At 70.2% G+C, this 14,873-nt stretch carries 11 protein-coding genes; 6 read left to right on the forward strand and 5 right to left on the reverse strand.

Annotated features, from left to right (window positions below; genetic code table 11):
- On the reverse strand, window positions 1-7,118 hold a 7,118-nt coding region (locus tag AC5L38_RS07855; RefSeq protein ID WP_495242453.1), incomplete at its 3' end, for a DUF7507 domain-containing protein.
- Here AC5L38_RS07855 and AC5L38_RS07860 point away from each other — a divergent pair.
- The 3 genes from AC5L38_RS07860 (at window position 7,081) to AC5L38_RS07870 (ending at window position 8,088) form a co-directional block, all read left to right on the forward strand.
- Window positions 7,081-7,296 carry a hypothetical protein gene (locus AC5L38_RS07860; protein ID WP_495242087.1) on the forward strand — a complete coding sequence of 72 codons (216 nt, stop codon included), beginning with the start codon at window positions 7,081-7,083 and terminating at the stop codon, window positions 7,294-7,296. The two genes, AC5L38_RS07855 and AC5L38_RS07860, sit on opposite strands and share 38 nt — an antisense overlap.
- Window positions 7,297-7,335: 39 nt before the next feature.
- The gene (locus AC5L38_RS07865; RefSeq protein ID WP_495242088.1) at window positions 7,336-7,602 is read left to right on the forward strand and encodes a hypothetical protein; all 267 of its coding nucleotides are present in this window, start codon (window positions 7,336-7,338) and stop codon (window positions 7,600-7,602) included.
- Between the two features lie 297 nt (window positions 7,603-7,899).
- Window positions 7,900-8,088 carry a hypothetical protein gene (locus tag AC5L38_RS07870; protein WP_495242089.1) on the forward strand — a complete coding sequence of 63 codons (189 nt, stop codon included), beginning with the start codon at window positions 7,900-7,902 and terminating at the stop codon, window positions 8,086-8,088.
- 1,499 nt (window positions 8,089-9,587) lie between these two features.
- On the opposite strand, the gene AC5L38_RS07875 is transcribed toward AC5L38_RS07870, so the two are convergent.
- From AC5L38_RS07875 to AC5L38_RS07885, 3 genes are all read right to left on the reverse strand, one after another.
- The gene (locus AC5L38_RS07875) at window positions 9,588-10,817 is read right to left on the reverse strand and encodes a Dyp-type peroxidase (RefSeq protein WP_495242090.1); all 1,230 of its coding nucleotides are present in this window, start codon (window positions 10,815-10,817) and stop codon (window positions 9,588-9,590) included.
- Between the two features lie 21 nt (window positions 10,818-10,838).
- Window positions 10,839-11,486: a copper chaperone PCu(A)C gene (locus tag AC5L38_RS07880; RefSeq protein WP_495242091.1), complete on the reverse strand. Its 648-nt coding sequence runs from the start codon at window positions 11,484-11,486 to the stop codon at window positions 10,839-10,841.
- 227 nt (window positions 11,487-11,713) lie between these two features.
- On the reverse strand, window positions 11,714-12,271 hold the full coding sequence (locus AC5L38_RS07885) for an MFS transporter (protein ID WP_495242092.1): 558 nt from the start codon (window positions 12,269-12,271) through the stop codon (window positions 11,714-11,716).
- Between the two features lie 303 nt (window positions 12,272-12,574).
- Between AC5L38_RS07885 and AC5L38_RS07890 the strand changes: the two genes are divergently transcribed.
- Together AC5L38_RS07890 and AC5L38_RS07895 are read left to right on the forward strand one after the other, a co-directional pair.
- Window positions 12,575-13,153: a DUF998 domain-containing protein gene (locus AC5L38_RS07890; RefSeq protein ID WP_495242093.1), complete on the forward strand. Its 579-nt coding sequence runs from the start codon at window positions 12,575-12,577 to the stop codon at window positions 13,151-13,153.
- A gap of 52 nt (window positions 13,154-13,205) precedes the next feature.
- Entirely contained in the window at window positions 13,206-13,490 is a 285-nt protein-coding gene (locus tag AC5L38_RS07895) for a YiaA/YiaB family inner membrane protein (protein ID WP_495242094.1), read from the forward strand.
- 51 nt (window positions 13,491-13,541) lie between these two features.
- Here the strand turns inward: AC5L38_RS07895 and AC5L38_RS07900 are convergent, their stop codons facing one another.
- A complete protein-coding gene (locus AC5L38_RS07900; RefSeq protein WP_495242095.1) occupies window positions 13,542-14,051 on the reverse strand; it encodes a winged helix-turn-helix transcriptional regulator in 510 nt (169 codons plus the stop codon).
- A gap of 97 nt (window positions 14,052-14,148) precedes the next feature.
- Between AC5L38_RS07900 and AC5L38_RS07905 the strand changes: the two genes are divergently transcribed.
- Window positions 14,149-14,865, forward strand: coding sequence for a DUF899 domain-containing protein (locus tag AC5L38_RS07905; protein ID WP_495242096.1), 717 nt, complete (start codon window positions 14,149-14,151; stop codon window positions 14,863-14,865).
- The last annotated feature ends 8 nt before the right edge of the window (window positions 14,866-14,873 follow it).

Below are 14,873 nucleotides of genomic sequence, written 5' to 3' on the forward strand. Positions count from 1 at the left end.
GTGTCCACCACCCCCACACCCGTCAACGTCGTGTTACCCGTGTTGAGGACCGCGTAGGAATAGACGATCGTCCGGCCGGCCGCCACCACCGTGCTCGGCGCCGCCGTCTTCAACAACGCCAGACTGGGAACCGGGGCGGCCGTCACCGTCGCCGTCGACGGATTGGAGGCCACCGCCGGACCCACCGGCGGCGTCCCCGACGCCACCGCCGTGTTCACCACCGCCCCCGCGTCGATGTCGGCCTGCGTGATCGTATACGTGCTGGTGCAGATCGTCGCGGCCTGCGGAGCCAACGTCGTCACCGGACACGTCACCACCGGCGGCGCACCCGAACCCGAGAACGACGTGTCCACCACCCCCACACCCGTCAACGTGACGTTGCCGTCGTTGACGACCGCGTAGGAATAGGTGATCGTCGGGCCCGCGGCCGTCACCGTGGCCGGCGCCGCCGTCTTCAACAGCGCCAGGCTGGGAGCCGGGGCGGCTGTTACCGTCGCCGTCGTCGGATCGGAGGCGACCGGCGGGCCGGTGGGTGGAGTGCCCGACGCGACCGCGGTGTTCACGATCGACCCCGCGTCGATGTCGGCCTGGGTGGTCACGTAGGTGCCGGTGCAGGTCGTGGTGGCCGCCGGCGCCAGCGGCGTCGCCGGGCAGGTGATCACCGGAGGTGTCCCCGTCCCCGAGAACGACGTGTCCACCACACTCACGCCGGTCAACGTCGTGTTACCCGTGTTGACGACCCGGTAGGAGTAGACGATCGTCCGACCGGCCGCCGCGACCGTGCTCGGCGCCGCCGTCTTCAACAACGCCAGGCTGGGAGCCACCACGATCGTCACCGTCGCCGTCGACGGATCGGAGGCCACCGGCGGACCCACCGGCGGCGTCGCGGACGCCACCGCCGTGTTCACCACCGATCCCGAGTCGATGTCGGCCTGCGTGATCGTGTACGTGCTGGTGCAGGTCGTGGTGGCCTGCGGCGCCAGCGTCGTCACCGGGCAGCTGATCACCGCAGGTGGTCCCGAACCCGAGAACGACGTGTCCACCACACTCAGAGCGGTCAACGTCGTGTTACCCGTGTTGACGACCCGGTAGGAGTAGACGATCGTCCGGCCGGCCGCCACCACCGTGCTCGGCGCCGCCGTCTTCAGCAACACCAGGCTGGGAGCCGGGGCGGCCGTCACCGTCGCCGTCGACGGGTTTGAGGCCACCGGCGGGCCGGTGGGCGGCGTCCCCGAGGCGACCGCGGTGTTCACGATCGACCCCGCGTCGATGTCGGCCTGCGTGGTCACGTAGGTGCTGGTGCACGTCGTCGTGGCCTGCGGCGCCAGCGTCGTCACCGGACACGTCACCACCGGCGGCGCACCCGAACCCGAGAACGACGTGTCCGTCACGTTCAAAGCGGTCAACGTCGTGTTACCCGTGTTGACGACCGCGTACGAATAGGTGATCGTCCGGTCCGCCGCCACCACCGTGCTCGGCGACGCCGTCTTCAACAGGGCAAGGCTGGGAGCCGGGACGGCCGTCACCGTCGCGGTCGACGGATCGGAGGCCACCGGCGGACCCGTCGGCGGCGTCCCCGACGCGACCGCCGTGTTCACGATCACGCCCGCGTCGAGGTCGGCCTGCGTGGTCACGTACGTGCCGGTGCAGGTGGTCGAGGTCTGTGGCGCCAGCGTCGTCACCGGACACGTCACCACCGGCGGCGCACCCGTCCCCGAGAACGCCGTATCCACCACATCCACCCCGGTCAACGTCGCGTTACCGGTGTTGACGACCCGGTAGGAGTAGACGATCGTCCGACCGGCCGCCGCCACCGTGCTCGGCGACGCCGTCTTCAACAGTGACAGGCCGGCGGCCGGCTCTCCGGTGACCGTCGCCGTCGACGGGGCGGACACGACCGCGGGGCCCACCGGCGGAGTGCCCGAGGCGACCGCCGTGTTCACGATGGATCCCGCGTCCACATCGGCCTGCGTGGTCACGTAGGTGCCCGTGCAGGTCGTCGTGGCCTGTGGCGCCAGCGTCGTCACCGGACACGTCACCACCGGCGGCGTCCCCGTCCCCGAGAACGCCGTGTCCACCACACTCACACCGGTCAACGTCGTGTTGCCCGTGTTCACGACCAGGTAGGAGTAAGTGATCGTCTGACCCGCGGCCTCCACCGCCGAGGGGAAGGCGGTCTTCAGCAGTGACAGCTCCGGGTTGGGTGCGGCGATCACCGTCACGGTCGACGGATCGGACGTCACCGCGGGGCCCACCGGTGGAGTGCCCGACGCGACCGCGGTGTTCACGATCGTCCCGGCGTCCACATCGGCCTGGGTGGTCACGTAGGTGCTGGTGCACGTCGTCGAGGCCTGTGGCGCCAGCGTCGTCACCGGACACGTCACCACCGGCGGCGTCCCCGTCCCCGAGAACGACGTATCCGTCACACTCACACCGGTCAACGTCGTGTTACCGGTGTTGACGACCAGGTAGGAGTAGGTGACCGTCCGGCCCGCCGCCGTCACCACGTTCGGCGACGCCGTCTTCTGCAGTGCCAGGGTGGGAGCCGCGATGATGGTGACCGTCGCCGTCGACGGATCGGAGGCCACCGGCGGGCCGATGGGCGGAGTGGCCGACGCCACCGCCGTGTTCACCACCGCACCCGCGTCCACATCCGCCTGCGTCGTCACGTACGTCCTCGTACACGTCGTCGACGCCTGCGGAGCCAACGTCGTCACCGGACACGTGATCGCCGACGGCGTCCCCGAACCCGAGAACGACGTGTCCGTCACGCTCAACGCGGTCAACGTCGTGTTACCGGTGTTGACGACCAGGTAGGAGTAGGTGATCGTGGTGCCCGCCGCCGTCGTCGTGCTCGGTGACGCCGTCTTCTGCAGTGCCAGGGTGGGAGCCGCGGTGATGGTGACCGTCGCCGTCGACGGATCGGAGGCCACCGGCGGGCCGGTGGGCGGCGTCCCCGACGCCACCGCCGTGTTCACCACCGACCCGGCGTTCACGTCCGCCTGCGTCGTCACGTACGTCCTCGTACACGTCGTCGACGCCTGCGGAGCCAACGTCGTCACCGGACACGTGATCGCCGACGGCGTCCCCGAACCCGAGAACGACGTGTCCGTCACGCTCAATGCGGTCAACGTCGTGTTACCCGTGTTCACGACCAGGTAGGAGTAAGTGATCGTCAAGCCCGCCGCCGTCACCACGCTCGGCAACGCCGACTTCAACAGCGTCAAACTGGGAGCGGCGGTGATGCTCACCGTCGCCGTCGACGGGTTTGAGGCCACCGGCGGGCCGGTGGGCGGCGTCCCCGACGCCACCGCCGTATTGACCACCGACCCGGCGTTCACATCCGCCTGCGTCGTCACGTACGTGTTGGTACACGTCGTCGACGCCTGCGGAGCCAACGTCGTCACCGGACAGGTGATCGCCGACGGCGTCCCCGTCCCCGAGAACGCCGTGCTCGTCACCCCCACCCCGGTCAACGTCGTGTTACCCGTGTTCACGACCAGGTAGGAGTAGGTGATCGTCGCGCCCGTCGCCGTCACCACGTTCGGCGACGCCGTCTTCAGCAGCGTCAGGCTGGGAGCCGCGGTGATGGTGACCGTCGCCGTCGACGGATCAGAGGCCACCGCCGGACCCGTCGGCGGGATCCCCGAGGCGATCGCGGTGTTCACGATCGACCCGGCGTTCACGTCCGCCTGCGTGGTCACGTACGTCCTCGTACATGTCGTCGACGCCTGCGGGGCCAGCGTCGTCACCGGACAGGTGATCGCCGACGGCGTCCCCGTCCCCGAGAACGCCGTGTCCACCACACTCACACCGGTCAACGTCGTGTTACCCGTGTTCACGACCAGATAGGAGTAGGTGATGGTCAAGCCCGCCGCCGTCACCACGTTCGGCGACGCCGTCTTCAGCAACGTCAGGCTGGGAGCCGCGGCGATGGTCACCGTCGCCGTCGACGGCGGAGACGTCACCGGTGGGCCGGTGGGCGGAGTACCCGACGCCACCGCCGTGTTCACCACCGCCCCGGCGTTCACATCGGCCTGCGTCGTCACATATGTGCTGGTACACGTCGTTGACGCCTGTGGCGCCAGCGTCGTCACCGGACACGTCGCCACCGGAGGCGCGCCCGTCCCCGAGAACGCCGTGTTCGTCACCCCCACCCCCGTCAACGTCGTGTTACCCGTGTTGACCACCAGGTAGGAGTAGGTGATCGTCCGGTCTGCCGCCGTCGTCGTGGTCGGCGACGCCGTCTTCAACAGCGTCAGGCTGGGAGCGGCCACGATGGTCACCGTCGCGGTCGACGGAGCCGACGTCACCGCCGGACCCGTCGGCGGAGTACCCGACGCCGTCGCGGTGTTCACCACCGACCCGGCGTCCGCATCGGCCTGCGTCGTCACGTACGTCCTCGTACACGTCGTCGACGCCTGCGGAGCCAGCGTCGTCACCGGACACGTGATCGCCGACGGCGTCCCCGTCCCCGAGAACGCCGTGTCCACCACACTCACACCGGTCAACGTCGTGTTACCCGTGTTGGTGATCAGGTAGGAGTAGGTGATCGTCCGGCCCGCCGCCGTCACCACGCTCGGCAACGCCGTCTTCAGCAACGCCAGGCTGGGAGCCGCCGTGATCGTCACCGTCGCCGTCGACGGAGCCGACGTCACCGCCGGACCCGTCGGCGGAGTACCCGACGCCGTCGCGGTGTTCACCACCGACCCGGCGTCCGCATCGGCCTGCGTCGTCACGTACGTCCTCGTACACGTCGTCGACGCCTGCGGAGCCAACGTCGTCACCGGACACGTGATCGCCGACGGCGTCCCCGTCCCCGAGAACGACGTGTTCGTCACCCCCACCCCCGTCAACGTCGTGTTACCCGTGTTGACCACCAGGTAGGAGTAGGTGATCGTCAAGCCCGCCGACGTCACCACGCTCGGCGACGCCGTCTTCAACAGCGTCAGGCTGGGAGCGGCCACGATGGTCACCGTCGCGGTCGACGGCGGAGACGTCACCGGCGGGCCGGTGGGCGGAGTGCCCGACGCCGTCGCGGTGTTCACGATCGACCCGGCGTTCACATCGGCCTGCGTCGTCACGTACGTGCTGGTGCAGGTCGTCGACGCCTGCGGAGCCAGCGTCGTCACCGGACACGTGATCGCCGACGGCGTCCCCGCCCCCGAGAACGCCGTGCTCGTCACCCCCACCCCCGTCAACGTCGTGTTACCCGTGTTCACGACCAGATAGGAGTAGGTGATCGTGGTGCCCGCCGCCGTCGTCGTACTCGGCGACGCCGTCTTCAACAGCGTCAGGCTGGGAGTCGCCGTGATCGTCACCGTCGCCGTCGACGGAGCCGACGTCACCGCCGGACCCACCGGCGGAGTACCGGAGACGATCGCGGTGTTCACGATCGATCCCGCGTTCACGTCCGCCTGCGTCGTCACGTACGTGTTGGTGCAGGTCGTCGACGCCTGCGGAGCCAGCGTCGTCACCGGACACGTGATCGCCGACGGCGTCCCCGAGCCCGAGAACGCCGTGCTCGTCACCCCCACCCCCGTCAACGTCGTGTTACCCGTGTTGGTGACCAGATAGGAGTAGGTGATCGTCCGGCCCGCCGACGTCACCACGCTCGGCGACGCCGTCTTCAGCAACGCCAGACTGGGAGCCGCCGTGATCGTCACCGTCGCCGTCGACGGAGCCGACGTCACCGCCGGACCCGTCGGCGGAGTGCCCGACGCCGTCGCGGTGTTCACGATCGACCCCGCGTTCACGTCCGCCTGCGTGGTCACGTACGTGTTGGTGCAGGTCGTCGACGCCTGCGGAGCCAGCGTCGTCACCGGACACGTGATCGCCGACGGCGTCCCCGTCCCCGAGAACGCCGTGCTCGTCACCCCCACCCCCGTCAACGTCGTGTTCCCGGTGTTGGTGACCAGATAGGAGTAGGTGATCGTCCGGCCCGCCGCCGTCACCACGCTCGGCGACGCCGTCTTCAACAGCGTCAGGCTGGGAGCCGCCGTGATCGTCACCGTCGCCGTCGACGGAGCCGACGTCACCGCCGGACCCGTCGGCGGAGTACCCGACGCCACCGCCGTGTTCACCACCGACCCGGCGTTCACGTCCGCCTGCGTCGTCACGTACGTCCTCGTGCACGTCGTCGACGCCTGCGGAGCCAACGTCGTCACCGGACACGTGATCGCCGACGGCGTCCCCGTCCCCGAGAACGCCGTACTCGTCACCCCCACCCCCGTCAACGTCCTGTTCCCGGTGTTGGTGACCAGATAGGAGTAGGTGATCGTCCGGCCCGCCGCCGTCACCACGCTCGGCGACGCCGTCTTCAGCAACGCCAGACTGGGAGACGACGCGGCCGTCACCGTCGCCGTCGACGGCGGAGACGTCACCGCCGGACCCGTCGGCGGAGTGCCCGACGCCGTCGCCGTGTTCACGATCGACCCCGCGTCGATGTCGGCCTGCGTCGTCACGTAGGTTCTCGTGCACGTCGTCGACGCCTGCGGAGCCAGCGTCGTCACCGGACACGTGATCGCCGACGGCGTCCCCGAACCCGAGAACGCCGTGTTCGTCACCCCCACCCCGGTGAGGGTGGTGTCACCGGTGTTGGTGACGATGTACGAGTACGTCACCGTCTGGCCCGCCGCCGCCACCGTGCTCGGCGACGCCGTCTTCTGCAACGCCAGCGACGAGATCTGCACGGGAACCACCGTCGAAGAGTTCCCGGCGGACGTTCCCTGCTGGGCCGGCGTGTCGGCACTGGAGAATCTGACGCTCGCGGTGTTGGTCACCGTCGTGCCGGGCGAGTTGGGGCCCAGGGTGACCCGGAACGTCACGGAGGTGGACTGCCCCGGTCCCAGGGTGCCGCCGCTCGTGGCGTTCGCCCCGGTTCCCAGTTGCGCGCTGACCTGGTTGCCGACGAACTGCGCCTGGTCGTCCCCTGGCGCGTCCGTCTTGGGTCCCGCGTTGGGTCCTGACGCCACGACGATGCTCCCCGGGACGTAGACGGTGTTCGCGGGGATCGGGTCGAAGAGCAGCACCCCGATGGCGTTGTCGTCTCCCGTGTTGGTCACGGTGAGGGTGTACTGGATGACCGAACCGGGCACGGGGGTCCCGCCACCGATCACCTGGGCGGACTTGGCCAGCTGGATGTTCGCCTGGCGGAGGTCGATCTGCGTGAAGAACGCCTGCGGCCAGTACGCGTCTCCCGTCGTGCTGAAGGTGAACCGGGCCGAGGTGTCGTTGTTACGGAACGCCGACGACGCGTCGATGATGTTGGAGTCGTACCCGAGCGTGTTGGTGTAGGTCGGGTTCCGGTCGGTCACCTGGCTGCCGAGATTGGCGATGGTGGAGTTGAAGAAGTTGTTCGCCGGGTGGAGGGCGTCGCTGAGCACGGTCAACGGCCCGTTGGTGCTCTGGATGCTCAGCGAGTCACCGACGATCGCGTTGTCGCCGTCGAAGGCGATCTCACCCAGCTGGACGTTCACGGACCCGATGGTCGGGGTCTGGAATCCGGTCACGGTGATCGTGGTGTCCGGGGCACCGTTCTGCTGGTACAGGAAGCCGTCGGACACCGAGATGTTGCGCAACGGCAGGGACGCGTCCCGGTAGGCCACCACCAGCGACCAGCCGCCGAACGCGCCGAGGCCGTCGAACCCCCGGGCGGCCTGCACGTTTCCCACCGAGTAGGTTCCCCCTCCCGTCGACGCCACCAGGGAGGTGACGTCCGCGGAGGCCCCGTAGACGATCCCGTTGTTGGTGACGTTGTCGGGGGTGTCGCCGATGTCGGCGGCCGAAGCGGTGATCGTCCGGTAGGCGGTGTCGCCCGGAGCCTTGATCAGCACCTGCCCGCGCAGACCGATGTTGGGCGCCAGGCGGTTGCCGGCCGGCAGGCCCGTCGTGTCGGTCGTGGTCTGGCTTCGCCCGCCCCAGTACAGGCGCGCGTACGCCACCTGCGCGCCGGCCGTCAGCGTGAGGTTGGCGGTGCTGGAGTTGAAGGTCGTCGCGTCGCCGTCCACGTCGATGAAGGTGGCGGCGATGCTGTTGTTGCCCGAGCCGTTCCGGACGGTGGCGCAGTTGGTCACCTGCGGGGGGTAGCAGGTCACCACCGCGTTCGCCGCGCGGGTCACCGCTCCCCGGTAACTGCTCGTGTAACGCTGGGAGAAGGGGATCGGCGCCCGGCGCGCCGTTCGCGCACCCGCTTCGGACCCCCGTCGGTCCGGCCTGCTCTCGCTCGGAATCCCCGTGGCGCCCTTCTGCCGCGCGGCCTTGCTCTCAGTGCTCTCAGCGCCCTCAGCGCTCTCAGCGCTCTCAGCGCTCTCAGCGCTCTCAGCGCTCTCAGCGCTCTCAGCGCTCTCAGCGCTCTCAGCGCTCTCAGCGCTCTCAGCGCTCTCAGCGCTCTCAGCGCCCTCAGCGCTCTCAGCGCTCTCAGCGCCCTCAGCGCCCTTTCCTGCCGGACCGGCCGTCGCACCGGTCTCGTCGGCCGGTGCGTGCTCCCCGTCAGCCGGTGCGCGGCGCTCGTCGGCCTGCGCTTCGACCTGCGTTCGGGCCGGGACACCGGCCGGGGTGCCGGTCCGCGCGCCGGTCGGGGCGTCGGTCGGGGCGTCGGCGGCACCGGGCTCGCCGACGGGCGTGCCGACGGCCTCGGGACCGGCGGTCGTGCTCCGGCAGTCCCGCCCCGCGCGCGCGTTGACCGTCGGGATGGACATCCGGTCACCGGACGCCCGGACGGCGTACCGCACCTCGATGCTGTCACCCGCGCTCACATCGCCCGCCCACCTGAGCAAGGGCTTGCTGTAGGTCAACGCGCCCGAGGTCGCCCGGCTCTCACCCACGGTCTCGCCGCCGGGGACGGCGGAGAGGTCCTCGGCGAAACTCGCCCCCTCCGCGTCGACGTCACCCGTGTTGGCGACGTGCACCGTGACGATCGCGCGGTCGCCGTCGCGTCGCGCCTCCCGGGTCAAGCGCAATGTGGGGCCGGTCCCGTCTGAGCCACATGTGATGACAAATGATGGGGTGTTGCTATCACCATGAGATGCGAAAAGGGGGGTATACGCTATCGACCCCAAGCCAACCGCACACACCATAAATCCTGACAAGGCACTCCCAAAGAAGCCCCTCCGCACATGAGCCCAGAGCAGCAAGGCCGACCTCCCGCAGGAATTCCGACAAATAGTGTCGAATTATCTAACGGGGGGCCGAGCTTTCCGCGGCGATATTGCCCCGACCACGGCCTTAAGAGGATAACCGGATCATCAGCGACCGAAACGTCAGGCGCGCGGGAGTCGTGATCTGCCAAATTATGCTGCTCTAACAGTTCAATTTCTTTACCATAGCCGCTTTTTCCACAAAAAGCCTACAATTGCGATTCGCCGGATATTGTCCATTACGGGGACAGTCTGAGCGAATGTCTGCCTGACGATGTCCCGACCCGGTGCAAACCGCGCCTGCCCGCCCGGCGTCCAACCGTCGACAAGGCGGCCGACGGTGACGGCGTCGGGAACGGCCCGGGGCGCCGTGGTGCGGAGGGCCGCGTCGGGAGGCACGCCGTGACGGCCGTGAGCGTCACGGCCGTCACGGGCGTACGGCGGCCCCGGTCAGGTGAGGAGACCGTCCCCGATCCAGCCGTTGGGCGAGCATCCCGGCGGGATGGCGAAGACGGCCGAGCCGATCGGGGTCGTCCACTCGTTGAGCAGGTCGGCCTCGGCCAGCCTGCGCTGGATCGGGACGAACTGCCGGGAGACGTCGGCCTGGTAGGAGGCGAACAGCAGCCCCGAGTCGGCGTGCCCCTCCGGGGTGAGCCCCTCGTCGTAGTTGTAGACCCTGCGCAGGATCCGCAGGTTCGGGTCGGCGACATGGGCCCGGCGGATGTGGGCCTGCTCGGAGATGACGGGGAAGCCGATCGCGTTGAGCTTCTCGAAGTCGGCCGCGTCGTGCTCGTCGCGCCCGGTGAGCGGGGCGCCGTTGTCCAGGCGCCGGCCCACGCTGAACTCCTTGCCGACCCGGTCCACGGCGTCCCAGGTCTCCATCTCCGCCCGGATGCGCCGCAGCACCAGCGTGGTGCCGCCGCGCAGCCACTCGGGGCCGTCGCTCACCCACACGGCCCGGTCGAACCCGGGCGCGCCCGGTGCCGGGTTGACGGTCCCGTCGAGCTGGCCCATGACGTTGCGCTGGGTCATCCCGGCGGGCTGGGTGCCCGCACCGCGCCGGAAGCCCCGCTGGGTCCAGCGGACCTTCGCGAAGGAACGGGCGTCCTTGACAATCATGCGCAAGGCGTGGGCCAGGGTGAGGGCGTCGTCGGCGCAGATCTGCAGCAGCAGGTCCCCGCCGCTCCACTCCTTCCTGAGCTTGTCGACCGCGAAGGCGGGCAGCGGCGCCGCCGCCGCCGGCCGGCGGTCGGCGAGTCCGGCCGCCGTGAAGAAGCCGGGACCGAACCCGAAGGTCACGGTGAGCCTGGCGGGCAGGACGGCCAGTTCCGGCTCGGTGTCGGCCAGGGCCGGCCTGCCCTGGGTCAGCCGCCGGGCGTCGTCGGTGAGCAGCCGCATCATCCGGACCAGCGCCTCGCGGTCGGTGTCCGGCAGCAGATCCAGGCCGACGAACACCCCGTACGTCTGAGGCGCCGTCGCGATCCCGGCCTGGTGGACCCCGTCGAAGGGTTCCGTCGCGGAACCGCCGGAGACGGCGGACACCGCCGAGGCGGCCTGGGGATGCGCTTGGGGGGCGACTGGGGGGACAGCCTGGTCGGGGGCACACGCGGCGAGGGCGCCGACCGCGGTGGCGGCGCCTCCCGCGAGCAGTCCCCTACGGCTGAGTCGGGGTTCCCGCATGAGTTCTCCTCCGTTTCCCGCTCAGCCGTTGCTCTCGCCCATGTCCATACCTCCGTCGCCCCCGTCGCCCTTGTCCCCCTCGTCGCCCCCCATGTCCATGCCGGGCTGGTAGTCCTCCTTGCCCCCCGCGAACTCCTTGCCGACCGCGGTGAACTCCACGGTCTTGCCGTCCTTGAGGGTGAGGGTGAAGGGAATCTGCGCGCCGGGCTTCACCGCTTCGGTGATGCCCATCAGCATGATGTGGTCACCGCCGGGCTGGAGCTGGTGGGTGCCCCTCGCGGGGATCACGAACCCGCCGCCCTTGGGCCGCATGATCATCTTCCCCTTGGAGTCGACGACCTCGTGCAACTCGATCTCCGGCGACAGCGGCGAGGCGCCGGAGACGACCGTCACCTCGGCGTCGGTGTTGTTGACCAGGGTGCCGAAGGCGGCGCTCATCCCCTTCTTCGCGGTCTTCACCCACGGGTCGGTGATCGTCAGCGCGGTGGCGGCGACGGGGGCGGTGGAGGGGGTGGCCGCGGGCGCGGCGGTGCTCGGGGCGGCGACCGGTGCCGTGGTGTCCTGGGAGCCACATCCGCCCAGGACCATCACGGCCGCGATCAGGGCGCCCGCGGGGACGGTACGGCGGATCGCGGCACGGTTGACACGACTGATACGACGAGCAGACACGTTGGGGCCTTTCTTCTGGCCGGACCGGCAGGCCGCGGCCGAACGCCGCCTCGATAGGGCCATACCGGACACGCAGCCGGGATTGTCACGCTGATCTGGTCCGCCGGGCAGCCGGAAGGCCGCGTCGGCGCAGGCCCGCGCCTACAGACACGCGGACTCGGGAACAGGCCCGCGCGTACGGACGCGCGGACCCGGGAACAGGTCACGACCCCGGGTGACCTGGGTGGTCAGCCGGAGGTGAGGGTGACGATCCGGGGAGGGCCGCGCCGGCTTACGGCGTGGCGCAGCACGGCCGGGCGCAGGACCCCCGGCTCGATCGCGTCCGCGGTGAGGAGGGAGGTGTACGCCGGGGTCACGACCACGACGAGCACGCGGCCCAGCCGGGCGCCGAGGCGACGGAGCAGCGCCCACAGCACCGCCTCGCCGCGCGCCAGCCACAGCGCGGTCAGCCCGACGGCCCAGCCGTGCGCCACCAGCATGCCCAGGCCGGGCAGCAGCCCCGAGTGGACATGCCCGATCATCTCGGTGGGGGACGCGGCGTGCGCGAGGGAGAACAGCACGTGCAGCCCGGCCTGCGTACCCGCCAGCAGCGGCAGGATCACCGTCAGCGTCCGTTCGCGCCGCGACACGGCGAGAGCCACGACGAAGGCGACCGCCAGGGCCACGGTCGCGGTCGGCACGGAGACCGAACCGCCCGCGAGGACGTGCGCCATCACGCTCAGCCCCAGGCAGACCGCCCCGAAGGCGGCCGCGCGGGCGAGGCGGAAGGGAAGCGTCGCGGGCATGGTGGAGAAATCATCCCACGCCACCCGGGCGGTGCGAAGTTCGAGGCCTGTGGACGTTTCGCGCCCACCCCGCCCCGGAGCGTCGGCAGCGCCTCCCCACCGCGGATCGCCGCAGCTCCCCGCGCCGGCCCGGACCCCTCGAAGCCGTGAAGATCACCCCGAGGGCATCGGGGCGATCCACGCTCCAAAAAATCTTGAAAAGAAATCGGGCCGCCGTGTCGAATCGGGCCGGGCCCGTTCGAAGCGTGGTCAGAGGGCCGCAAGGAGCACCGGAACCGGCCCCGGACACGTGAGGAGAGGGCCATGACCCAGCAGACGACGAGGACCGCGAACACGGCGCCCCGCGACCCGGGCCTCACCAGGGCACTCCTGGGCTGCGGGGTCGCCGCCGGGCCGGTGTACGTCGCGGTGTCCCTCGCCCAGGCGCTGACCCGGGAGGGCTTCGACCTCACCCGCCACGCGTGGAGCATGCTCGCCAACGGCGGCCCCGGCTGGACCCAGATCGCCAACCTCGTCCTCGCCGGGCCGGCGAGCGTCGCCTGCGCGGCCGGCCTGCGCCGGGCCCTGTCCCCCGGACGCGGCGCGACCTGGGCTCCCCGGCTCGTCGGCGCGTACGGGCTGAGCCTGGTCGGCGCGGGGATCTTCCGGGCGGACCCGGGGATGGGCTTCCCCGCCGGGGCGCCCGAGGGACCGGGACCGGTCAGCTGGCACGGGATGCTCCACTTTCGAGTCCGCGAGGGTGGTCGCGGGGCTCGCCCGGATGGTGCACAACGTCGGGCCGGCCGAGGAGCTGGCGCAGGACGCCCTCGTCATCGCCCGCGTGACCGCCACGAGCGGTTGACCGGCCCCGCGAGGTTCCACAGCCGCCGTACTCACCGGTAACTAAGTAGTGGCACTCAGGATCCGGGAGCGGATCGTCACGACGATGGTGTGCATGACACGACCGGTGAAGAACTCGACGACGACCGCCTTCTACGCGCAGGCCGTCCTCTCCTTCGGGCTGTCCGTGGCGGCCCTGGCGATCGGTATCGCGTACCTGCCCGTGACCACCTGGGTCCGGTCCTTCATGGGGATCGGGCTGCTCTACGTGGTGACGTCGACCTTCACCCTCGCCAAGTGCGTCAGGGACCGGAACGAGGAGGCCTCCGTCGTCGGCCGCGTCGACCAGGCCAGGCTGGACAAGCTGCTGGCCGAGCACGACCCCTTCAAGAACGACTGACGCCCGCGCGGGCCGCCCGCCGCGCCCGCTCCCGGGGGACGGGCGCGCGTCTCAGGGCCCGGCGTGCTCGTACCGGTCCGTGCCGGTCCGATCGTGCGAGGCGGCCGGGGGCCCGGCCCCGGGGCCGGGCAGCACGTCGACGTCGGCGGCGCTCATCGGCCGGTCGCACACCGAGCAGCGCAGCTCGACGTGGCCGATCTCGCCGCAGGCGTGGTGGCGGTAGAGCACCGGCGGACCGGCCTCGCCCGCCGTCCACCGGTCGCCCCAGCGCACCATCACCAGGAGCAGGTCGCACAGCTCCAGGCCCTTGGCGGTCAGTGTGTACTCGTGGCGGGGTGGCCGGCTCGAATACTCCCGCCGCTCCAGCACATCGTTCTCGACCAGCCACTTGAGCCGCTCGGTGAGCACCTTGCGTGAGATGTCCAGGCTCTGCTGGATCTGGTCGAAGCGGCTGATGCCGACATAGATGTTCCGCAGGATCAGTGGCGACCACGGCTCCCCGATGACATCCAGCGTGCGGGCGATCGAGCAGGCCATGTCACCGAATCGGGTTCGCTGCATGAGAGCAGTCTAGGCGAGAGGGTTCCCTTAAGGAACGGTCCCCTGTTAGCGTCTACCGGGTAAGTTCCTTGAGGGAACCCACCGGAGGGAGCACGTCATGAACGATCCCCGGGTCGTCTCGGCCGAGGATTGGCAGGCCGCGCGGGAAGCGCTGCTGGTGAAGGAGAAGGAGCACACCCGCGCGCTCGACGCGCTGGCCGCCGAGCGGCGCAGGATGCCGATGGTCAGGGTCGGCGGGGAGGAGGACGGCGGCGGGTACGTGTTCGAGGGCCCGGACGGGCCGGTGAGCCTGCTCGACCTGTTCGACGGGCGGCGCCAGCTCGTCGTCTACACCTTCATGTGGCTGGGCGGTGGCGACTTCTGTTCGGGGTGTTCGATGTTCACCGACAACATCGGGCACCTGAGCCACCTCCACGCGCGCGACACCTCCCTGGTGCTGGTGTCCCGCGGCCCGCTGGCCGAGATCATCCCGTTCAGGGAGCGCATGGGCTGGACGATCCCGTGGTTCTCCTCGCTGGGCAACGGCTTCAACGACGACATGGGGGCGGGCGACGGGTTCGCGCTGAACGTCTTCCTGCGCGACGGCGACGCCGTCTACCGCACCTACTCCACCGCGGGACGGGGAGTCGAACGGCTCGGCAGCGGCTGGACCTTCCTCGACCTGACGCCGCTCGGCCGCCAGGAGACCTGGGAGGACTCCCCCGAGGGCCGGCCGCAGACCCGGCCCTACGAGTGGTGGCGCCTGCACGACGAGTACGAGGCGCCGGCACCACTCGATCGATCATCTCCCGACGGGGAGCCGGGACGCCGATGACGAGGAGG

This window comes from Streptosporangium nanhuense, from assembly GCF_059358815.1.

What these genes read in the sequence shown, in the direction of transcription:
- AC5L38_RS07860 (WP_495242087.1), top strand. Translation starts at nt 7,081, where the DNA reads ATGACCGAACCGGGCACGGGGGTCCCGCCACCGATCACCTGGGCGGAC.
- AC5L38_RS07890 (WP_495242093.1), top strand. Translation starts at nt 12,575, where the DNA reads ATGACCCAGCAGACGACGAGGACCGCGAACACGGCGCCCCGCGACCCG.
- AC5L38_RS07865 (WP_495242088.1), top strand. Translation starts at nt 7,336, where the DNA reads ATGGTGGAGTTGAAGAAGTTGTTCGCCGGGTGGAGGGCGTCGCTGAGC.
- AC5L38_RS07895 (WP_495242094.1), top strand. Translation starts at nt 13,206, where the DNA reads ATGACACGACCGGTGAAGAACTCGACGACGACCGCCTTCTACGCGCAG.
- AC5L38_RS07905 (WP_495242096.1), top strand. Translation starts at nt 14,149, where the DNA reads ATGAACGATCCCCGGGTCGTCTCGGCCGAGGATTGGCAGGCCGCGCGG.
- AC5L38_RS07885 (WP_495242092.1), bottom strand. Translation starts at nt 12,271, where the DNA reads ATGCCCGCGACGCTTCCCTTCCGCCTCGCCCGCGCGGCCGCCTTCGGG.
- AC5L38_RS07875 (WP_495242090.1), bottom strand. Translation starts at nt 10,817, where the DNA reads ATGCGGGAACCCCGACTCAGCCGTAGGGGACTGCTCGCGGGAGGCGCC.
- AC5L38_RS07900 (WP_495242095.1), bottom strand. Translation starts at nt 14,051, where the DNA reads ATGCAGCGAACCCGATTCGGTGACATGGCCTGCTCGATCGCCCGCACG.